This window comes from Paenibacillus sp. FSL M7-0656 (genome assembly GCF_038003225.1).
Lineage (GTDB): Bacteria > Bacillota > Bacilli > Paenibacillales > Paenibacillaceae > Paenibacillus > Paenibacillus amylolyticus.
This window is the reverse complement of sequence record NZ_JBBOOT010000001.1, coordinates 4,506,938-4,528,835: the sequence shown is the minus strand read 5'-3', so window position 1 is coordinate 4,528,835 and position 21,898 is coordinate 4,506,938. Positions and strand designations below refer to the sequence as shown.

Here is a 21,898-nt window from a genome sequence, read left to right as displayed (position 1 = left end):
GGCACACTAATTGGAATAATCCACCTTTTGCACGGGGATACGGAATCGGATCTGCGTGCCTTTATCCACATGGCTATGAATCTCCAGCCCCTGACCATAGAGAGACATCAGGCGACGGTTTATATTTTGCAGCCCCACACCTCCCGGACCTTCGGTACGCCCAGACTTAACCTGAGCCATACGCTCAGGAGGGATACCTACACCATCATCTTGGACCTGTACGACTACATGCTCGCTCTCTTGGAAAATCCTAAGATGAACTGTCCCGCCGGCTGCCCGCTCCATCACGCCGTGGCGAATGGCGTTCTCCACAAGAGGCTGAATACTGAGAGGTGGCAGATACAGATGTACGTCCGATTCCACCTCATACTCAACCACCAGTCTTTCCTCAAATCTCGCCTGTTCCAGATGCACATAAGACTCCACCAATTCCAGCTCTTTGGTCAAAGGAACAAGCTGCTCCCTGTTCTGGAAGTCAAAACTTCCGCGCAGGTAATGACTCAATTCAATCAGCAGATCGGTTGCTTTGTCCGGATTCACTGCACAGGTTGCGATAATAACATTGAGTGCATTATATAGAAAGTGTGGCTTGATCTGGGCCTGCAAAAAGGCCATTTCGGTCCGAATAGCCTCCTGCACAGAACTCCGCATCTCAATTAACGTCCGAACTCTGGCGCGCAATTCACCGGCATCCACCGGTTTGCTCAGGAAGTCATTGGCTCCCGCTTGGAATCCGTGTTTGATATCCTCAGGCAACCCACGGGCGGTCAGCATCAGAATCGGTAACTCAGACAAGGAACTGTGATCGCGCAGTTTGCGACATAACTCAAGTCCGGACATCTTAGGCATCATCCAGTCCGTAATAACAAGATCAATGGACGGGAACTCCTCACGGAGTTTCAATGCAGTGGACCCGCTGTCCGCTGCAATCACACGATACCGCTCCGTCGACAATAGGTTAAGCAATACCTGTCGATTGACGGGATCATCGTCTACAATCAGAATCGTATGCTCCGCTTCCGTAAGATCATCCTGCTCATCTGACTCTCTTGTCACAAGCTCCTTCGCCCCTGCCCCCTGTGCAGCAACATATCGGGCGGCAGCTGGTTTCGAATGAGTTTGCAAAAGTGGCATCTTCATAACAGGCAGGGTGAAATGAAAGGTCGAACCTTGCCCCGGCTCCGATTCAACCCAGATCTCACCACCGCCAAGCTCAACGAGTTTTCGCGTAATACTCAGACCCAGTCCGGTTCCATTATTCAATCGCTCAATCGTGCCGTTACTCTGCTCATACGCCTGGAAGATATCCTCCTGTTTGTCCAAGGCAATGCCTACCCCTGTATCAGCGACCGATACCTTCACCCAGTCCCCTTCAACGCTGGCGTACAATCGAATCTCACCCTGCTCAGTGTACTTATAGGCGTTACCCAGCAAGTTATACAGAACTTGCCTTAGGCGATCTTCGTCTGCCTCAACAAGTGGCAAGGACTGGGGCCATTGTTGAATCAATATAACCGGCTTGTCCTCAAACGTGAAACCCGAGACTTCAACCACAGTACGAGCAACGGATTCCAGATCGACAGCTACCCGTTTTAACTCGATCTCACTATTTTTTAATTTGGCAAAATCCAAAATATCGTTAACCAGCAGTGAAAGGCGCTTCCCGGTTGAAGTAATCATGGAGAGATTTTTCGCTTGCTTGGGCGTGACTGCTCCAGCCGCCCCTTCCAGCATGGATTGCGCAATATTAATGATGCCATGCAGGGGAGTTCGTAGCTCATGAGACGTATTCGCCATGAACTCGTCCTTCAGGCTGTCGATGGCCAGCAAACGCTCCGACAGAGCTTCCACGTCTCGGAATGATTGTGCAAAGCGGATTGCGGTCACAATCATCTGGGCAAATACAAATAATAAAAGTTCAATCAGCGCAAAGAACGCTGTGTCTAGGGTAGTGAACGCACCAAGCGTATATAACACAACAACCATGAGTATGCTCATCATACTCACCAGTGCAAAGTGGCTGTCATTCGGCCGTCCTTTCAACCAATAGAAAATGGCTCGCAGCGTATAGAACATGACAACAAGTGAGATCAGCAACATGGGAAGCTCAAGAGACGAGAAAAGCGTTGGAGGAAGCGTAAGACCCACAATAGTCTGGGTAACGATTAGCACTACAGCCAGACGAACAAACCACTGATGAACTGCTCCTGGTACACGGGCATCCATATACCGAAGCAAAAAATAATAGGCAAAGGCTGAACTAAGGAGCTGAATCCGAAGTATCTCATTATTGGTCAGGAACGGTACAAACGTACCCAGTAACTTCTCCCCATGTGTCAGAGCGTACACCGCACCAGAAAGGCTGAATAATCCGAGAAAACGAAGCTCCTTCTCCGTACGTCGTAATCTGAACAGAAGTAGAAAAAAGGCGGCTGGCAAGATAAAACCGAATAAGGCCATCAGATCCTTGAGCCAACCTTGTTGCTGGCTTTTCAGAATACTATGCTCGTCTCCAAACAAAATGGGCGCTACAATGCCCCCAGACGAGTAACTATAATTTGATACTTGTATGATAATGTCAGCCGTATTGCCCTCAATGGACGTGAATCCTGTAAAGGGTAGATTTAATTGTATATCTGCTGCCTTGGTCTTTCCTGGCAGGCCTTTGCCGCCAATCTCTTTCCCATCGATAAATACCCGGTGGGCCATGCGTATATTCTGTGTGCGTATACCATAATCATTTTTCATCGTCCGGGGTGTAAGCTGGACTTGCAAATGATAGGTTCCATACCCATGCGCTTGCCCCAGAGATTTGTTCCATCGGTCCGGAACCTGAGTGCCAGAGGAAGCCGGCAATGGCTTGCGACCGGATACACTTGCTTCAATATCTGCCGGGCTCAGCAACTGCCCAGGGTAGAAATCCCAGATACCCTTTAGAGACGCTGCACCCTTGCGATCAAAGTCCCATTGGGTCAGGTCAATTTTCCCATCTGAAGCTTGAGGGTTAATCCGCTCGCTAATTAACGTCTGGGCGATCCAACCCAGTGGAACAATGACAATACATATGAAGCTTATGGTCAGCATAATCCAGTGTTTTCTCATCTATGTATTCCTTCCATCCACAATGGCGAGAGACGTCTAATTTTGTCGATTTATCACTATAATTCATGTTACACGTTTCTGGTGCTCACGGAAATAGTTTCCGTATCATAATCGGTCAAATTCGTTATCATTTGACCGATTTCTATCTTTCCACCAGCTCTTGGTACACCAAGGAACCCCAGGCCGAATTTCACCGGAAAGAACGGGCGAAATGACCTGGGGTTGATTGAATGAGGATTTATTTAACAACTTGGGCAAGCTTCTGAACGATTCCGGCCCATCCCTGTTCCATACGTTCGCGTACGATAGCGTGGGCCTGTCCAAACTCGGTCAGTTTATCCGCATCCCAACCGCTGTGAATCAGTGTGAAATCCGTACCTTCGGGCTGTTCATTCAGTTGGAACGTCAACGTCCAGTCCTTACCCCAGCGGAATGACAGCTTGTGCAGCGGAAGAACTTCCGTCACCTGACATGGTGATTGGCCGAAGGGGCCTGCTTCCAATATAAACTCGTGACCTTCCACGGGTTCCAGATTGCCTGGCATGAACCAGGTTCTCAGTCCCTGCTCGGTCGAGACCATTTCCCACACCTTCTCTACAGGTGCATGGAGTACCAGTTCCTGCCGGATATCTGGCAATGCGCTTGATGAACTTGATGATGAATCCATTCGAATCACCTCCTTATACATTTCATTTCGTATAACTACCCGAATAGAAGTTGACTTCCGCTTTATCCCCACCCTATAATTGGAACATATTACATAAAAGGTGCGTGATTCCTATGATAGTCTGCTCTGAAAAATCCAATTCCAACCGTTGCCGGAAGGGATAATCCTGCTCATTCCCCTTCCACGTTTTCATTTTAATACATTTACATGTGGGGGACACCTATACTATGTCATTCAGTTATTACGGTCCATTATGCACCGCCGTTTATGATCTCACGAAACCTGTGGGGCACTCCTTGGGAGGAGACATTGAATTCTATCGCCATTATCTTCAGCGCTGCAATGGACGTATCCTTGAAGCCATGTCAGGATCAGGCCGAGTGCTCATTCCATTGCTTGAAGCAGGCTTGAAGGTGGATGGAATTGATTATTCAATGGATATGATTGACTCTTGCCGTTCTCGTTGTATGGAGCGGGCATTACCCATGCCTGAGCTATTCGTTGCCGATCTGGAGAAGCTTGACCTTCCATATCGATACGAGGCAATTATCATTCCCGGAGGTTCTCTGCTCCTCATCCAAGACAGACAGGCGTCGATTAACGCATTACGTAATCTATTTCAGCATTTAGAACCCGGCGGCAGGCTCGTGTTTGATCTGTTTCTGCCCGATGTGACACAATCCTCTTCTGTGGAAACATCAACCGTTTCATTACCCGATGGTGATACGATCACGGTAGAAGTGAAAACCATTGAAGTGAACCTTCTACACCAATATAAAGTAAGTCTGATTCGCTACGAACAATGGCATCAGGGTGCTCTTGTTGCTACGGAGCTGCAACAACTCACTCTACGTTGGTACGGCATAGAAGAGTTACGCCTAATTCTCGAACACATTGGTTTCTCTGACATTAAAGTGTACGCCGACTTTAACCCGGATCAACCACCCACGCAGTCCAATCAAAAATTCGTCTATGAAGCGACTCGAAGAGTGTAGCCATCCGTAATTGGATGGATATGCTGATGCTTCTCACTATAAAAAAATTAGGCCACAGCAAAGGTTATCCCCTGCTGTGGCCTATTTTACTATATAAAATTTGCAATAACATTTACATGAGAACGCAGAGGGCAGAAATAGCCTGAAGAAGCGGAGCGTTCGCCTAAAAGCTTTCTGAAAGAAAGCTACATCGGAAGCTTACGCTATCCTCAGATTTTCACCTTTGAAAAAGTGAATCAAAAAATCTGAGGATAACAGCGATCGGAAGGTTATTCTGTCATCGGAGTGGCAAGTGTAAGTATAATTTGGAGCAGATTAGTATCCACGAGAATATTGCTCTGCAATGGCAGCTTGATCCTTGCTGACACCCAGTTCCAGAGCCGCATGGTTCGCCCAGTACGGATCACGCAACATGCCTCTACCAACCGCGACCAGATCCGCATCGCCGTTGCCAATAACCGCCTGAGCCAACGCTGCATCCTCCAGCATACCCACTGCGATTACAGGAACGTTCAGTTCTTCACGGAAACGACGGGCAAACGGTACCTGATACCCCGGATAGTTCCCCGGTTTCCGCTGTCCGGAAGGACCTTCGCCACCTGAACTGATATGGAACATGTCCACGCCTGCATCTTGGTAGGCACGAGCGATATTGATGGTGTGGTCGATATCGTATCCACCATCCGCGTATTCTACAGCCGAAATCCGCAAAATCAGCGGCATATCTGCAGGCATTTCTTTTTTCACTGCACGAATGACTTCTACGCCAAAACGGGACAGATCCTGCCCATATACATCCTCACGATGGTTCATCAGCGGAGAATGGAACTGGTGGATCAGGTATCCATGTGCGCCATGCAGCTCAATGGTATCCACTCCAGCCTGTACTGCGCGGCGAACACCGTCTGCGAACTTTTGCACCATAGCTTCTACTTCTTCCGTACTTAACGCGCGTGGTTCCTTGTACTTTTCTCCCGGGAATGTAACTACCGATGGGGCAACCGGCTGCGGTGCATCCTCTGCTTTTCGTCCCGCATGTGCGATCTGAATAGCTACTTTGGAGCCGTAGGCATGAATTCCATCTACAAGTTTGGTGAAGGCAGGCACATGCTCATCTGACCATATCCCCAAGTCATTATCGGTAATACGTCCATCCGGATCTACATCGGTCATCTCGATTACAATCAGTCCTGTTCCTCCAACCGCACGGCTCACATAGTGAACCTGATGCCAATCGTTCGGAATGCCATCCTTCGCAGTGACAGAATATTGGCACATGGGTGCCATGACGATACGGTTATTTAATTGCAGGCTCTTGAATTGATAGGGCGAAAATAATTGTTCAGTCATTAATGTTACATCTCCTGTTCCATGATCATGATATATATGAACCCTTACTTATTTGTCTAAGTCCGAAAACAGTTTTCCGTTCTTGCCGTAATTGTCCTTCTCCAAATCCTCAATGAAGATAAAGACTTTGCTCGGATCAACATCCAGTGTCTCACAAGCCACCTGAGTCATACGTTCAATCAACTGACGTTTCTGCTCGACCGACTTGCCTTCCAGTACCTTAACCGTGATAAATGGCATGTCTTGAACACACCCTTTCTTCATCATTTATTATGAACCTCAGTTATAGAAATACAAGTACGTACATTTTTGTGACCTAGTACCCTTTTTGATACCTAATCATCCTCCTATTTCGGTTTTACCCCATTCTGGAAATGACTGCAAAACATGATATGATAACCGTAGAGAACCACAATAATTACTATACCCAATTTACATAAGTTGTGACTAACGGTTACACGATAACGGAGAGGGCAGAAATAACCTGTAGAAGCGAAGCTAAAAGCTTTCTCCAAGAAAGCTACTTCGAAAGCATACGCTATCCTCAGATTTTCACCTTTGTAAAAGTGGATCAAAAAAATCTGGGGATAACAGCGATCAGAAGGTTATTCTGGCCTCGTAGTGGATCAGTGTAAAACAAGTAGTTCAACTTATATACTACTCAAGCTAGGGAGCGATAATAGATGAAAGATATTTTAATTCAAAGACTGAGTACTTATGTTCAGATGGATACTCAATCCGATGAAAATAGCGAGACATGCCCTTCCACACCCGGCCAACTGGCCTTGGGCAAACTGCTCGTTGAAGAATGTACCTCCATTGGTCTACAAGATGTGACGATGGATGAGAACGGTTATGTCATGGCTACACTGCCATCCAATACCGACAAGGATGTTCCCGTGATTGGTTTCCTGGCCCACCTCGATACAGCGACCGACTTTACAGGTAAAGATGTTAAACCGCAGGTTATCGATAACTATGACGGTGCTGATATTGTGCTGAACTCGGAACTGGATGTCGTACTGTCCAACAAGGATTTCCCGGAACTGCACGAGTATAAAGGCCACACCCTGATCACAACCGATGGTACAACGTTGCTTGGTGCAGATAATAAGGCAGGCATTGCTGAGATCATGACGGCGATGGCCTATCTGATTGAGCACCCGGAAGTGAAACACGGTAAGATTCGGGTTGCTTTTACCCCGGATGAAGAGATTGGCCGTGGACCACACAAGTTTGACGTAGCTGCTTTTGGAGCCAAATATGCTTACACAGTTGATGGCGGACCACTTGGCGAGCTGGAATACGAGAGCTTTAACGCAGCTGCCGCCAAAATTACCGTACGAGGCACCAATGTGCATCCCGGAACAGCGAAGGATAAGATGGTCAACTCCCTGAAAATTGCGATGGAATTGAATCGACGCCTGCCTGTGGAGGAAGCTCCTGAATTCACGGACGGTTATGATGGCTTCTACCATCTATTGTCTCTGGAGGGTGACGTTGAGCTGACAAAGATGAGTTACATCATCCGTGATTTCGACCGGGCGAAGTTTGAAGAGCGCAAAACAAATCTATTGAATATCGCAAACGAACTGAAGACCAAGTATGGAGAGAAAAGCATCACGGTTGAATTGAATGACCAGTACTATAACATGCGTGAGAAAATTGAACCCGTACGCCAGATCGTCGACATTGCTCATGAAGCCATGACCCGACTGGACATCGAACCTGTTATTCGCCCCATTCGGGGAGGAACAGATGGTTCCCAGCTATCCTATATGGGCATGCCAACACCAAATATCTTCACTGGTGGTGAGAACTACCACGGCAAATTCGAATATGTATCGGTAGACAATATGGTGAAGGCCACCCGTGTTATTGTAGAGATCGCTCAATTGTTTGAGCAACACGGAGATATCTAATCCACTTGAAGTGCAGAGCAAAAAGAGCACCCCTTGGTATATTCGGGAGGGTGCTCTTTGTTGTGCCGTATTGTATTTTATTGTGCCGCGTCATGTCGCATAGATATGCAGGCTTGGTCTTTATTTAATAATCCCATCACTCATATATATTGCCTCCTGCGATGACACGCAACTGTTCCAGATCACAGATCACTAGCTTCCGCTGCACTTTGCGAATAATATCTCGATTACACAGATCTTGAACAACTCTATTAAGATGTCTATAGCTGGTGCCCAGCATATCGGCCAGTTCGGTGAGCTTGGAGGTCTGGATCTCTTCCGAAGAAGACTCGTCCTGGCCCATTGTGGACAACAGATAGCTGGCAAATCGGCTCTCGACCGGATATAACATATTCAGACTCGACAGGTTGGAAAAGGTATACAATTTGTGCGTAACTTGACTCAGCATAAAGTGGAGAAACTTAGGGTTCTCTGCATAGGTATTCTGGAGAGCGCGATAGCTGATACCCAGTAGCAAGCTTTTGCTCACCGACTCTACCGTATTCATAGCCTCCTTGCCATTTACCAGTTCCAAATCTCCCACAAGCGCAAGTGGTGTACTGAAACGAAGTAACAGAGACTTGCCGTTAGGCAGGGTGGTATAGATCTTGAGCTTGCCCTGCACTAGAAAATACAACCGCTCGGGTCGTTCACCTTTGGCACATATCATCTCGCCCTTTGCAGCCTCAAGTAGTCGCAACTCAGCGAGCGCAGGCTCGTCCAGCACCTGATCCAACCCATTCTCACGGGCGAGTTGCCGCACAAGTCCAAAGTCCATAATTTCTTTCATTCCGACTTCCCCTCCGTTGTCGTATATAACGTATGTAAAAGGACACATGTCCCATATTTAATATACATTCGTACAAATATCTTGATATAAAAATAGTTACAACTAACACTTATATCCAATAAATCATTTTAGATGGGAAATATTTTAAAATTTAATCATAAAATGTTCATTCTTTCATGCAAAATGCCGTTCACGAAAAGTCATTTCCGTCCGATGAAAGATAGAGCATTCCATAGATCGTTAAAAATAATACATTCAAATATTGAAAGGATGGTCCTCTTCCATGAACGTTGTAGATGCCCTACTTAAAGTAATGCCTTATATCAGCCTGATCCTCAGAGAACCAGCTAGTTTAACTCTTTACGATCACGAAAAAGTATTAGATGTCATTATGACAGATAAATTTGATCTTGGTTTTGAAAAAGGAATGTCACTCTTGGAATCGTATCAAAACTTTGCCATCTTAAAAAATGGAAGAGAAGCGACCCTTGCTACTCTCTCCAAGGAAGTTTATGGTATCGAACTGGATATTCTGAACATTCCGATCTTTGATGATCACCAGAAAGTTGTTGCTGTTTTCTGTGTATCTTACGACCAATCTAACCAGAACCAACTTGAAGACATTATACAAGAAAATCAAACCATCAATGGTAACCTCGTTGATATGGTGCAACATGTCGCCGCTCATGCCGAAGAATTGCAAGCTACCAGTGAGCAGATCTTGCAGAACACCAGACTTGCTGTTCAGAACTCTTCCCAAATCAACAAAGTAGCCGGGTTCATTCGTGAAATCTCTGAGCAAACCAACTTGCTTGGCCTGAATGCCGCTATTGAAGCCGCTCGTGTTGGTGAAGCTGGTGCCGGCTTCGGTGTGGTTGCTTCCGAAGTACGCAAACTCTCTGTGGATGCCAAACAAGCTACAAGTGACATTGATACCAGTCTGAGAGATGTACAACAGGTCATCAAACAGATGGAAGTTGAAGTCTCCCAGATTGCAGCCTCTTCACAGGAACAAGCAACGCTTGTATCCTCCTTTACGGATGTAATTGAGCAGCTTAATGAAACAGGCGAACGAATGAAAGCTCTGTCCGAGCAACTGATCAGCTATTCCGTTAAAAATTAATCAAATATATCTTTGATGAACTTTGGCTAGTGCAAAGATACATTTTATATGCAACAAACAGGACTCGGGTTGCCCATGATGGATAATCCAAGTCCTGTTTTTTGTTGTGCCCATTTTATATAACCAACTACGTTCAGATAAAACCTTAATTGGTTACATGTATTGATTTATCTCCAATAACTTCTTCTTCCGACTCCCAGCATTCCACTTCACCCGGAATATGAATCCGGTCCCGGGTAAAGACGGGATCACGGCCTTCAGCCTTCTGTTTCTTGTAGTCCTTCAACGCTTCGAAAGTCACCTTGGAAAGCATCAGAATTGCAATCAGGTTCACCACCACCATGAGCCCCATGAACAGGTCAGCCAAATCCCATACCAGCTGTACTTTGGCTACCGCTCCAAACACCACCATCGCGATAACGCAAATGCGGTATACCCACAGCCAAACTTTGTTGGATTTGATAAACTCAATGTTAGTTTCTCCATAGTAATAATTTCCGATTAGCGTACTGAAGGCAAACAGGAACACCATAACCGCCAGGAATCCCGATGCCCATGAACCAATATGTACACTTAATGCAGCCTGAGTTAATTCAATGCCTCCCAGATTGGAACCTTTGTATACCCCGGATAGCAAAATAATCATGGCTGTGCTTGTACATATCACTAACGTATCTGTCAGCACGCCAAACGCCTGAATAAGTCCCTGTTTCACCGGATGTGTTGTATCCGCCGTTGCAGCAGCATTCGGGGCGCTACCCATGCCCGCCTCATTGGAGAACAATCCGCGTTTCACACCGTTCATCAGTGCAGCGCCCAACGTTCCGCCGGCCACCTGTTCGATGCCGAAGGCATTTTTGACGATCAACGCAATCATGGCCGGAAGCTGGGTAATATTCGCCAGCACTACAAAAGCCGCTACCCCAATGTACAATACGGCCAGTACAACAACGATGTATTCCGATGCTTTTGCAATCCGTTTGACACCGCCCATGATAATTCCTGCAAATATCACAGCCATAATGATACCCACCGTTAACCGATCCGTGCCAAATGAGTTCTCAAATGCAACAGTAATCGTGTTAGACTGCACGGCATTAAAGACCAAACCAAATGAAAGCGTAATGAGAATGGCAAATAAAATCCCCATCCAGCGTTTGCCCAACCCACGTTCCATATAATATGCAGGACCGCCGCGGAATCCGCCCTTATCCTTCACTTTATAGATCTGAGCCAGCGTACTCTCCACAAAACTGGAGGCTGATCCGATAATTGCAATGATCCACATCCAGAATATAGCCCCAGGTCCCCCCAGTGCGATCGCCAGTGCAATACCGGTAATATTCCCTGTACCTACACGGGCCGCCATACTAATACAGAACGCCTGAAAAGGTGAAATTTTGCCTGGTTCCTTGCTTTTTGGCTCTCGAAGCACCTTTACCATATCTCCAATCATACGGAATTGCATGAATCGGGTCTTGGTGGTGAAGTATATACCACATACTACCAATAATATAATTAACACTTTGGACCATAGAAAATCATTGAAAATGACGACAATATCTTGTATTGTTTGCTCCATCGGTATGCCCCTTTTTATGGTGTATTTCAAGCACAGAGATGGTTACGCGAAAAGTTTGTACCATTCTGCACAACACTAGCCCCAGACTTCGGGATGTTACTTATACTACAAGGGCATCTACGGAAATCGACAAATACCTACATGCAATTCCTACATTTATTTTAAAAACGGGCTTTGATCGCCCAATCATTGTCATTTAACCTGACATGTCAGGTTCTATGCAAGAAGGAAAGGAACGATTACACTGGAACGAGAGTTCATCGCGGCGTTAACCGCCTTTACCATAGATTTATCAATCACACCATTCGCAGAGAAAGGGAATGACTGACATGCGTTATTTTATCGTGGATGATGATCCTGGCGTTCGTTCCATGTTGATGGATATTATTGAGGATGAAGGCCTGGGCGATATTGCCGGGGAAGCTGAGGACGGAGCACATATTCACGCGGAACTATTGGAACTGCATAAGGTGGATGTACTGCTGATTGATCTGCTGATGCCCCAACGAGACGGGATTCAGACTGTGCGAGCGCTTGAAGGAAGGTTCGAGGGCAAGATCGTCATGATCTCTCAGATCGAGTCGAAAAATATGATCGGAGAAGCCTATTCACTAGGCATTGAATATTATATTACGAAGCCGATTAACCGGTTGGAGATTCTATCTGTTCTGCGGCTGGTGAGCGAAAGGCTTCGGATGCAACAATCCATCGCAGATATCCAACGGACATTGCAGGGATTGTCCGGTTTGAATTCTACCGAACGTGCTGGGGCTCCGGTTCCGGACAAAACAATCACGACTGCAGGACATTTCCTGCTGTCCGAGATGGGCATGATCGGCGAAGCGGGCAGCAGGGATCTGCTAGACATGCTGGAATATCTGGAACAGGTAGAGACAGATGAACATAAGCTGTCCCCCTATACGTTCCCATCCCTCAAAGACATCTTCCAGAATGTAGCGATACGTAAACTGGGAGAAGACGCCTCTCTCGCAGAGGTGAACAAGGAGATCAAGGCATCAGAACAACGTGTTCGCAGGGCCATCTTCCAGACTCTGAGCCATGTGGTTTCTCTGGGATTAACAGATTATACACATCCCAAGTTCGAGAACTATGCATCCAAATTTTTCGATTTTACCGAAATTCGCAAGAAAATGCTGGAGTTGCAAAACAACGTGGAGCCTTCCTTGTCCCAGACACGCATTAATACGAAAAAATTCGTACAGGTCCTTTATTTGGAAGCCAAACGATTGCTGCATTAAACAGATGCATGATGGATAAGATGCAAAAACAAACGGGCATGAATATTACACCGGTAGGATACCGCCTCTTCAACTGAGGCTGTCCATACCGGCTATATTCATGCCCGTCTGTACGATCAAGCGTTACAATCTATGTGATTTGTTCCGTGTATAAAATTAAAATCGCTTTGGGTTTAGGCCCGTGAATGGTTTCGGCTAATTCGGTTATACTCATTAATCAATTCGTCCAATGCCATAGACTGCCGAATCACATCGGGATGCCCAAGACCACCCTTGTTATGCTCTACCAGCATATGAAGGTTATGTCTGGCCTTCTCTATTTTATTTTTCAAATCCAAACTCATAACCATGACCCCTGATACCTCCTTATTCTGTGAACCATTTTAGTTTTTCCTGTCAATCTATAGTTGGATTAACATATGGCATAGGAGACAAGGATGTTTTGTATTCTTCTCCAAATTTTGATAAAGATTATTTTATCACACTAGAGCTTATCCGAAAATGGCTGATATGACGCAATTTTAGTGGTAACACCGAGGGTTGGATTCTAACGTCTGGCCTCATCATTCACGGCCAGAACGGATTGTGTCGTAAATGTGTATATTGAAAAAACAAAAAGTCTATTGGTTCAAAAGGTAATAAAATCCCTTTCCATAATGGGGTCATTCAGGTACAATAGGGCGATGTGTGTGTCCGGACCCGGCGGATACAAATGATGTAATGTAGAGGACGGCCAACGACGGCCATTGATCCTGATTTGATATTATTGGAGGCTTACCATCACCATGCAGACCGATTCACAGACTAAAGTCAAAATTGTTAACGCCGATCCCAGCGCAATGGGATTATTTGGGTTGGCTATCGTAACCCTGGTCGCTTCTTCCCAAAAGCTTGGCATTACAGAAGGACTTAGCTACGCTATTCCTTGGGCGATCTTCCTGGGTGCTTTTGCCCAGCTATTCGCATGTATTCAAGATTCCAAACGCAACAATACCTTTGGCACAACAGCTTTTGGCGCGTACGCATTCTTCTGGTTTGCCATGGCTGCCAACTGGATGATCAAAATGGGCGTATTTGGCTCCACTCTCGCTGAACAGGCCGATGGCAAGCAACTCGGATTTGCTTTTGCCGGATACCTCGTATTCACCCTGTTCATGACGATTGGTGCTATTGAAGCGAATAAAGTATTGCTTATCATCTTCATTCTGATTGACTTCCTGTTCCTCGGCTTGACCTTTGACGCTTTCGGCGTAGCTCCTCACATTTTCCACACCATTGCAGCATACGCTGAACTGGCGATCGGAATTGTGTCCCTGTATGGTACAGGTGCTTCGGTACTGAACGCTCACTTCGGTTATGCGTTCTTGCCGATCGGCAAACCGTCCGGCATTTTCAAACCTAAGGCTTAATATACAGCAGTAAACCGCCAGCGCGCCGGTCCGCGCCTGGCGGTTTTTTTGCAGTCCAACTTCATTTGAATATGTATCTGACCGACACCTATACTAGGGATAATAGATCAGAAGTAGACCCTTCAACACCTGAATTGAAATGTCACAGTAACCATACTGTCAGGAGGAAAAAGCATGAGAGAGATACCGAAACCAACGGAGATGGATCAGGTGGAGAAAAAATATGTACGCGAAACACGTTGTTTCAAGACGGCACGGGTGTTCCCAACCGATGTCAACAATCATAATACACTGTTCGGTGGCAAGCTGATGTCCTACATCGATGATATTGCATCCATTGCCGCTTCCAAGCTATGCCGGGTCAATACTGTAACGGCTTCAACCGACTCTGTCGATTTCCTGTACCCGATTAATCCAACGGATTCGGTTACACTTGAATCGTTCGCGTCCTGGACAGGACGAAGTTCCATGGAGATTTTTGTGAAAGTGATTCGAGAGGATCTGAAGACCGGAGAGAAGAAAATTGCGGCGACTGCATTTCTGACCTTTGTGGCCTTGGACGAAAATAATCGCAAACTGATCGTACCCCGCATTATCCCGGAGACGGAAGAAGAGAAGAAACTATACGAGACCGCTCCGGATCGAGCGGCCATGCGGAAACAACGGCGGGAAGAGAGCAAGAAATTCGCTGACTTCCTGACCGTTACTTATCCTTGGGAATAAAAACACGCTAAACAATAACAAGATTGAACACCAGCATTACATTATCTGGTCGATGCCGGATAGATGGACACCGCTCTGCTATCCGGCAGTTCACCACCCATGGAGACACACCACTGCTGATAGATGCGATACGCTGCACCACTCTCCAGTAATCCCTGACACGTGTATATTCCCTCTTCGATGGAATTGACACGCCCCGCCGCATACAAGCGGAAACCTCCATTTAACAAGACCTGATTCACAAAAGCAATATGACCCTCACCGCTTAACACGCTTTCCGCCACTTCAAGCTGCTTCGCAGCCGTCCAGACCAGCTCCGGCACGGGCATATCCAGTTCATAGGCTGCAGGATCAACCAGTTCCAGCTTCATATCACCGTCTTCCACGGCGTATACGCGGGTTGGCCGATCAATATACAGATCCTCAGAACCTTCCATCCCCTGTACAACATAAGCACGCCGATAGTTAAACCGGGTGAGCAACTTCGCAATCCGATCCAGAAAGGTATTATGAAACACACCAAACACCAAATACGGTGAATGGTTATAATCAATCAGTTTCTCCGCTGTGTTAAACACCGTTCGAAAACCCAACTCTTCCCGTAACGGACGAAGCTTACGAAGAGGTTCGCACCAATCCTCGGAGGATACGTACATGACACCCGAACGCAATGCAGCGCTCCGTGCATCTTCCCGATCCATTTTACGTGTATCAATTCCTGCCTCCTTTAACAGAACCGACAGCGTAACTCCCCATTTGGGTGGTAAAGGGTCACTCCCATGCAAAGTCACCGGCAACCCGGCCGCCGCGAGTACAAACGCAACCGGAAACGTGGCCATGAACGACTTTGTTCGTCCATCATAGGGACCCGCACAGTCCAATCCATCCTGAAATATGGAGAAACGTTCCGCACTGTTACGACAAGCATGAACAAAAGCTTCCAGTTCCTCGACGTTTTCCATTTTCATACGTTCAGCCATTAGGAACGCAGCCGTCTGGGCAGGGGAAACCTCCTGTTTCAAGATCTTCTCTGCAACAGTCAGTGCCTCTGTATAATTCAGATCACGCGAGCCTCTTTTCCCACGTCCGACCTCTCGGAGTATCTGAGACATATCCATGGAGAATCCTCCTTCCAATTAAGACTGGAGCAGTTGATGGGCCTTCACAATCGCTGTGGCTACATCGACCATCCGTTTGCGTTCATCCATCGCTTTCTTGCGTAACAGGTCATAGGCTTCGGCCTCCGAGATCTGCTTCAGATCACTAAGGATAGCCTTCGCCATATCAATCCACTTCCGATCCTCCAGCCTGGATTGCAGCTGCTTCCGTTCCTGCTCCCACTGTTTGCGTTCCATGTAGCGCCGGGCTGCAAAGTGAAGAGTCCAGTGAATCTCGGGCCCAGTCATGGATGGTGTAAGTATTCCATCAAATGATGTTTCGACCTCGCAGGATTCTGCGGAGGAAGAGGCTGTATCTGGCGCGCACCACCAAAGCAGCGGTGAATCCGACTTCCCCTTTCCCAGGCAGTTCACCCAGTACTCCACATCAGCCAGCGACAGATGCAAAATGGACGCTTCGGCCGCACGAGCTAGCTTCACCGCTTCCGCTTCACTGCCCGCCACCTGTACATGGTACCCGTTTGCTCCCAGCAGCCTCTCCGGTGTCAGAGGGATTGCATCGGATGAGGCAGCTATCGTTGGTTGAACACGGATGACCAATAAAGATCGCATGATGGATCAATCCCTCCCCTATTGCTATAATCAGAGTCCACATCATTTAAGACGTTAATACATGAAAGCAATAAACATGTTACATTACCTAACAGAAATTAAGTAGTGACGATTATGCGTCTTATTTTTAACATTAGAATGATCTTTTCATGCCTCATCATGTTGCAATAAAAAAGGGTGAAACACTATACATGGCACCTTTTCTACAATATTTATCGTATCCAGCGTGCTAACTTTATCTAAATCCTTCAAACTAAGAAGATATACTCGTAAAACTTCGTCGTCCATTCGATATTCCAATAAACTCATGTAAACATAATTAACTTTAAATTTCAAATACTTTTTTATGTTAACTATATTGACATGAGTAGATCGATCTTTTATAGTTAAGCCATAACAACTCCATATTTGAATCGATCACAGTTACAACGGCGTAGCTGGTTGAAACGGCAATGAAGCCTGTTTTGCAATCTCGGAGCAAGGGATGCGTATGTATATGCGCAGTCCTCCGAGGCATAACAGGCTTTTTCGATTTTAGAGACAAGGTTTTGAGGCAGTTTGCAGAATGGACCTAAGGGGGCTAATCATAATGAGTACAACGAAAAAACTGGTGCTGGTCGGCAATGGCATGGCGGGAATCCGCACAATCGAACATATCCTTAAGCTTGCTCCAAACGCTTATGAAATTACAGTCTTCGGCGCAGAGCCGCATCCCAACTACAACCGGATCATGTTATCTTCTGTACTGGCTGGCGGAACATCCATCGAAGATATCGTAATCAATGAGTGGAGCTGGTACGAAGATAACGGCATTCGGGTGTACCCGGGTGACCCGGTCGTTCAGATCGATACCAAACACAAGGAAGTTGTATCTCAAAATGGTGTACGCGCAGCCTATGATGAGCTGATTATGGCAACCGGTTCACAAGCGTTCATCCTCCCTCTTCCCGGAGCTAACAAGGAAGGCGTGATCGGTTTCCGCGATATTAAAGACTGCGAGACCATGATGGCAGCATCACAAAAGTATCGCAAAGCTGCCGTCATTGGAGGTGGATTGCTAGGACTGGAAGCAGCGCGGGGGCTGCTCAATCTGGGCATGGACGTCACAGTCATCCATATTAACGGTCATCTGATGGACCGGAACCTGGATTTGCCGGCAGGTCTGATGCTCCAGCGTGAGCTTGAAGAACAGGGCATGAAGTTCCTTTTGAACAAACATACCGAAGAAATCACAGGCAAACAACGAGTAAAAGCCATTCGTTTTACTGATCAAACGGTGCTTGAAGCGGATCTGGTTGTCATGGCTGTCGGGATTCGCCCTCAGATTGAACTGGCTCGCAATACCGGCCTCGATGTGAATCGTGGAGTCATTGTAGATGATTATATGCATACCAGCATCCCTACTATATCTGCCGTCGGCGAATGTGCAGAACACCGCGGTATTGCCTACGGACTGGTTGCTCCATTATATGAACAAGGTATGGTGCTCGCAAAACGCCTGGCTGGCGCGGCAACCGAAGGATACGAAGGTTCAGTCACTTCTACCAAACTGAAAGTATCCGGTGTGGACGTATTCTCTGCCGGACAATTCAAAGACGCTGCGGACACTCGCAGCATTCGTATTCAGGATGACGTTGATGGTGTGTACAAAAAGATGGTGATCAAAGACGGACAGCTGATCGGAGCTGTATTGTTCGGGGATACCACGGATGGCGCATCGCTGTTTTCCCTCATTAAGAGTGGTGAGAACATCAGTGGTCGGGAGAAAGAAATTTTGCTCGGTGTACCTTCCGGTGGTTCAGGCTCGGGTCCATCTGTCACAGAACGAATGGCGAGTATGCCGGATGACGAGATCGTCTGTGGTTGTAACGGTGTGACCAAAGCTTCCATTGGAGACGCCGTTCTGAATAAAGGCTGTAATACACTCGGTGCAATCAAATCCTGTACCAAAGCTTCCGCTTCTTGCGGTGGGTGCAAACCTATTATCGAAAACCTGCTCACATATTATGCCGGTGATAATGTAGGTGAACAGGCTAAAGAAGGCATCTGTAGCTGTACATCCTATGATCGGGATGAGATTGTTGCACAGATCAAGGAGATGGGACTCAAAAGCGTCAAGGAAGTCATGAATGTTCTCGGTTGGAATGAACCGGACGGTTGCTCCAAGTGCCGCCCTTCCCTCAACTATTATCTCGGGATGATCTGGCCGGCTGAATACACAGATGAGCGTGTATCCAAATTCACCAATGAACGTTATCACGCCAATATCCAGAAAGACGGTACCTACTCCGTTATTCCACGGATCTATGGTGGTGTCACTTCCCCGGCGGAATTGATCAAGATTGCAACTGTCGCAGAGAAATACGATGTGCCGTTGGTGAAATTCACGGGTGGGCAACGACTCGATCTGCTCGGTGTACAGAAAGAGAACCTGCCGAAGATCTGGGAGGAACTCGATATGCCTTCCGGTTTTGGTTATGGCAAGGCGCTTCGTACGGTGAAGACTTGTGTAGGTAATACGTTCTGCCGATTCGGCACACAGGATTCCATTGAGATGGGTATTCGTCTGGAGAAAAAACTCGACAAGATGGTGGCTCCGGCCAAAGTGAAACTCGCTGTCTCCGGATGTCCGCGGAACTGTGCTGAAGCGACCATCAAGGATCTGGGTGTTGTCGCCATTGATGGCGCTTGGGAGATTCATGTTGGCGGTAACGCGGGAGTCAAGGTTCGTGCAGCCGAGTTGCTGTGTACGGTGAAGACCGATGCGGAAGTGGAAGAGTGGACTTACTCTTACCTGCAATATTATAGAGAGAACGCAAAATGGAATGAGAGAACAGCGGCTTGGATTGAACGGGTTGGTCTGGATCATGTGAAGGAAGCATTGGCGGATCGGGATGTACGTCTCGCTCTGGTTGAACGTCTGGAAGTTACACTGGGTCACACCGTTGATCCTTGGAAAGAAATCATACAAGACGAGAAATTGCGTAAAAACTTCACCCCACTGTCCGGTGCCGAGCCGGTAACCCACTAGAAGAGGAGGAACAGCGATGAACAAATTCCGGATTGGACACCTTGCAGATATTGATGAAAAGGGAGCACGGACCTTCCTGATACAGGATACCGAAATTGCAGTCTTCAAACTGAGCGACGGAAGTCTGCACGCCGTCGAGAATCGCTGCCCTCACAAGGGCGGCAAGCTGTCGGAAGGCATGGTGTGCGGGACAGCAGTTCATTGTCCTTTGCATGATTGGAAGATTGATCTGCGTAATGGTAAGGTACACGAGCCTGATGAAGGCTGCTTGAATACCTACAAAACAGAAGTGGACGGCAACAGCGGAGAAATCTTCATCACAATTGCGGGTTAAAGGCTAGAGATACCCTGACATCAAGGAGGCGTGCGCTATGGATTTTGTTAAACCTGCAGAAGTGCTGCAATCGATGATCGAAGCTGGTGAGAGCAAAGCCAGAATGAATCGGGTACAGATGCTGCTCCGCGGTTTTCTGGCAGGGGCTATCCTTGCCTTTGCAACCACACTGGCATATACCGCTGTATCTCAAACTTCCGTTGGTTTGGCAGGTGCACTGATATTCCCGGCGGGATTTGTCATCATTATTCTGCTGGGTCTCGAATTGGTGACAGGAAACTTTGCGATGCTTCCACTCGCAGTGTTGAAACGCAGAATTACATGGATGGATATGCTCCGAAATTATTTCTGGGTGATCACAGGACATCTGCTCGGATGTGCATTCTATGCTCTCTTATACGGACTGACCATTACCAAGATGGGTACGGATATGAGCAACCCTCTAATTCAAACGCTGATCCAGAACAGTGAAACCAAAACATTGGGGTATCAGCACTTGGGTGGGGCTGGCATTGTACTGGTCACCATCAAAGCCATTCTATGTAACTGGATGGTCACACTCGGGGCAGTGATGGCAATGACGTCCACTTCTACACTGGGCAAAATCGTAGCGATGTGGCTGCCCATTACCATATTTTTCGCTCAGGGATTTGAGCATGCTGTGGTAAATATGTTTGTCATCCCGGCAGGCATGATGCTCGGTGCACAGGTCAGTATGGCTGACTGGTGGCTGTGGAATCAGATTCCGGTATTGCTGGGCAATCTCATTGGCGGAGCTGTATTTACAGGCCTCGGTCTATATGCCGCCCACCACTGGGGAAATCCAGTAAAGCTCTCGTCCAAACTGGCATCCATTCAGGGTGGTCGTTCAGGATTGGCAAGTTCTGATGCTGCACCGAAATTGGGGACACGATCATGAGTCGGGGCCTGGTTAGTATTGTTGGCGCTGGTCCTGGAGATCCGGATCTGATTACGGTAAAAGCCCTGAAACGTATTCAGTCCGCAGATGTCATTATGTATGATCGGCTTGTGAATGATCAATTGCTCGCTGAGGCTCGCGAAGGAGCACTCCGCATCTACTGCGGCAAGGCTCCAGGCCTTCATTCCATGAGTCAGGAGATGATTGGACGGATGCTTGCTGCACATGCGGCGGAAGGCAAACAAGTCGTAAGACTCAAAGGTGGCGATCCGTTCATCTTTGGCCGTGGTGGTGAAGAAGCGCTTGTGCTGGCGGAAGCAGGGATTGCATTTGAGATCATTCCTGGCATCACTTCAGCTGTAGGTACATCCGCTTCATCCCTTATTCCGTTAACCCATCGCGGGGTTGCTTCATCCTTCGCATGTGTCACGGGAACCGGCAGTGATGGAAGTGTATCTTCGGTTCGCTGGGATCTGCTCGCCCATAGTGTGGATACACTGGTCATCTACATGGGCATTAGCCAACTGCCCCAGATTCAACATGAATTGCTTCACCATGGCAAAAGTGGAACCACCCCCGCTGCTCTAATCGAGCGAGGAACCACTTCGGAGGAACGGATTATTACCGGCACACTTGCCGAACTCCATTCCCTCGCCAAGTCGCATAAAGTGAATAATCCCGCATTAATCATGATCGGAGAGTCGGTCCTGATCCGCGAACAACTGCTTCAGATGCAACAGGCCGCTAATGCCTCCATGACAGGATAATCGAATTGGATTTCTTCATCTATATCAATTGAACTAAACATTTACACAAAACGGAGAGGACAGAAACGACCTGAAGAAGCGGAGCGTTCGCCTTTATCCCCGGATTTACCCTTTATAAAAGGAATCAAAAAAATCTGGGGATAACAGCGATCGGAA

Annotated in this window: 19 protein-coding genes; 10 read left to right on the top strand and 9 right to left on the bottom strand. The window is 47.2% G+C overall.

Going from position 1 to position 21,898, the window contains the following annotated elements; translation table 11 throughout:
- Positions 1 to 6: 6 nt before the first annotated feature.
- A complete protein-coding gene (locus MHI01_RS20060; protein ID WP_340983948.1) occupies positions 7 to 3,102 on the bottom strand; it encodes an ATP-binding protein in 3,096 nt (1,031 codons plus the stop codon).
- A gap of 238 nt (positions 3,103 to 3,340) precedes the next feature.
- On the bottom strand, positions 3,341 to 3,769 hold the full coding sequence (locus tag MHI01_RS20055) for an SRPBCC family protein (protein WP_340983947.1): 429 nt from the start codon (positions 3,767 to 3,769) through the stop codon (positions 3,341 to 3,343).
- Between the two features lie 227 nt (positions 3,770 to 3,996).
- Between MHI01_RS20055 and MHI01_RS20050 the strand changes: the two genes are divergently transcribed.
- Complete coding sequence (locus MHI01_RS20050; protein ID WP_340983946.1) at positions 3,997 to 4,764, top strand: class I SAM-dependent methyltransferase; 768 nt, start codon at positions 3,997 to 3,999, stop codon at positions 4,762 to 4,764.
- Positions 4,765 to 5,079: 315 nt separating this feature from the next.
- On the opposite strand, the gene MHI01_RS20045 is transcribed toward MHI01_RS20050, so the two are convergent.
- Together MHI01_RS20045 and MHI01_RS20040 are read right to left on the bottom strand one after the other, a co-directional pair.
- Complete coding sequence (locus MHI01_RS20045) at positions 5,080 to 6,114, bottom strand: NADH:flavin oxidoreductase/NADH oxidase (protein WP_340983945.1); 1,035 nt, start codon at positions 6,112 to 6,114, stop codon at positions 5,080 to 5,082.
- A gap of 48 nt (positions 6,115 to 6,162) precedes the next feature.
- Complete coding sequence (locus MHI01_RS20040; protein WP_017691642.1) at positions 6,163 to 6,354, bottom strand: tautomerase family protein; 192 nt, start codon at positions 6,352 to 6,354, stop codon at positions 6,163 to 6,165.
- 443 nt (positions 6,355 to 6,797) lie between these two features.
- Here MHI01_RS20040 and pepT point away from each other — a divergent pair, with 443 nt between their 5' ends.
- Positions 6,798 to 8,036, top strand: coding sequence for a peptidase T (gene pepT / locus MHI01_RS20035; RefSeq protein WP_340983944.1), 1,239 nt, complete (start codon positions 6,798 to 6,800; stop codon positions 8,034 to 8,036).
- A 136-nt stretch (positions 8,037 to 8,172) separates the two neighbouring features.
- On the opposite strand, the gene MHI01_RS20030 is transcribed toward pepT, so the two are convergent.
- Positions 8,173 to 8,865: a Crp/Fnr family transcriptional regulator gene (locus tag MHI01_RS20030; RefSeq protein WP_076213954.1), complete on the bottom strand. Its 693-nt coding sequence runs from the start codon at positions 8,863 to 8,865 to the stop codon at positions 8,173 to 8,175.
- Between the two features lie 283 nt (positions 8,866 to 9,148).
- Between MHI01_RS20030 and MHI01_RS20025 the strand changes: the two genes are divergently transcribed.
- The gene (locus tag MHI01_RS20025; RefSeq protein ID WP_036612138.1) at positions 9,149 to 9,988 is read left to right on the top strand and encodes a methyl-accepting chemotaxis protein; all 840 of its coding nucleotides are present in this window, start codon (positions 9,149 to 9,151) and stop codon (positions 9,986 to 9,988) included.
- A 145-nt stretch (positions 9,989 to 10,133) separates the two neighbouring features.
- Here MHI01_RS20025 and MHI01_RS20020 read toward each other — a convergent pair whose 3' ends face one another.
- The gene (locus tag MHI01_RS20020) at positions 10,134 to 11,570 is read right to left on the bottom strand and encodes an alanine/glycine:cation symporter family protein (RefSeq protein ID WP_340983943.1); all 1,437 of its coding nucleotides are present in this window, start codon (positions 11,568 to 11,570) and stop codon (positions 10,134 to 10,136) included.
- 329 nt (positions 11,571 to 11,899) lie between these two features.
- Between MHI01_RS20020 and MHI01_RS20015 the strand changes: the two genes are divergently transcribed.
- Complete coding sequence (locus MHI01_RS20015) at positions 11,900 to 12,829, top strand: response regulator (protein ID WP_036612142.1); 930 nt, start codon at positions 11,900 to 11,902, stop codon at positions 12,827 to 12,829.
- 173 nt (positions 12,830 to 13,002) lie between these two features.
- Here MHI01_RS20015 and MHI01_RS20010 read toward each other — a convergent pair whose 3' ends face one another.
- On the bottom strand, positions 13,003 to 13,179 hold the full coding sequence (locus MHI01_RS20010) for an aspartyl-phosphate phosphatase Spo0E family protein (protein ID WP_017691636.1): 177 nt from the start codon (positions 13,177 to 13,179) through the stop codon (positions 13,003 to 13,005).
- 435 nt (positions 13,180 to 13,614) lie between these two features.
- Here MHI01_RS20010 and MHI01_RS20005 point away from each other — a divergent pair, with 435 nt between their 5' ends.
- Both MHI01_RS20005 and MHI01_RS20000 read left to right on the top strand, forming a co-directional pair.
- Positions 13,615 to 14,238 (top strand): acetate uptake transporter, encoded by a 624-nt coding sequence (locus MHI01_RS20005; protein ID WP_036671640.1) that lies wholly within the window; start codon positions 13,615 to 13,617, stop codon positions 14,236 to 14,238.
- A 210-nt stretch (positions 14,239 to 14,448) separates the two neighbouring features.
- Complete coding sequence (locus MHI01_RS20000; protein WP_026081401.1) at positions 14,449 to 14,961, top strand: acyl-CoA thioesterase; 513 nt, start codon at positions 14,449 to 14,451, stop codon at positions 14,959 to 14,961.
- 41 nt (positions 14,962 to 15,002) lie between these two features.
- On the opposite strand, the gene MHI01_RS19995 is transcribed toward MHI01_RS20000, so the two are convergent.
- Both MHI01_RS19995 and MHI01_RS19990 read right to left on the bottom strand, forming a co-directional pair.
- Positions 15,003 to 16,079: an anthranilate phosphoribosyltransferase gene (locus tag MHI01_RS19995; protein ID WP_340983942.1), complete on the bottom strand. Its 1,077-nt coding sequence runs from the start codon at positions 16,077 to 16,079 to the stop codon at positions 15,003 to 15,005.
- A gap of 18 nt (positions 16,080 to 16,097) precedes the next feature.
- Positions 16,098 to 16,691 carry an ANTAR domain-containing response regulator gene (locus MHI01_RS19990; RefSeq protein WP_076251918.1) on the bottom strand — a complete coding sequence of 198 codons (594 nt, stop codon included), beginning with the start codon at positions 16,689 to 16,691 and terminating at the stop codon, positions 16,098 to 16,100.
- Positions 16,692 to 17,280: 589 nt separating this feature from the next.
- Here MHI01_RS19990 and nirB point away from each other — a divergent pair.
- Genes nirB through cobA form a run of 4 tightly spaced genes read left to right on the top strand, consistent with a single transcriptional unit; the run spans position 17,281 to position 21,742 of the window.
- The gene (gene nirB / locus MHI01_RS19985; RefSeq protein ID WP_340983940.1) at positions 17,281 to 19,722 is read left to right on the top strand and encodes a nitrite reductase large subunit NirB; all 2,442 of its coding nucleotides are present in this window, start codon (positions 17,281 to 17,283) and stop codon (positions 19,720 to 19,722) included.
- A gap of 16 nt (positions 19,723 to 19,738) precedes the next feature.
- On the top strand, positions 19,739 to 20,056 hold the full coding sequence (gene nirD, locus MHI01_RS19980; protein WP_036612155.1) for a nitrite reductase small subunit NirD: 318 nt from the start codon (positions 19,739 to 19,741) through the stop codon (positions 20,054 to 20,056).
- A gap of 37 nt (positions 20,057 to 20,093) precedes the next feature.
- Complete coding sequence (locus MHI01_RS19975; RefSeq protein WP_340983939.1) at positions 20,094 to 20,975, top strand: formate/nitrite transporter family protein; 882 nt, start codon at positions 20,094 to 20,096, stop codon at positions 20,973 to 20,975.
- On the top strand, positions 20,972 to 21,742 hold the full coding sequence (gene cobA, locus MHI01_RS19970) for a uroporphyrinogen-III C-methyltransferase (RefSeq protein ID WP_340983938.1): 771 nt from the start codon (positions 20,972 to 20,974) through the stop codon (positions 21,740 to 21,742). Before MHI01_RS19975 ends, cobA begins: the two co-directional genes overlap by 4 nt.
- Positions 21,743 to 21,898 lie beyond the last annotated feature (156 nt).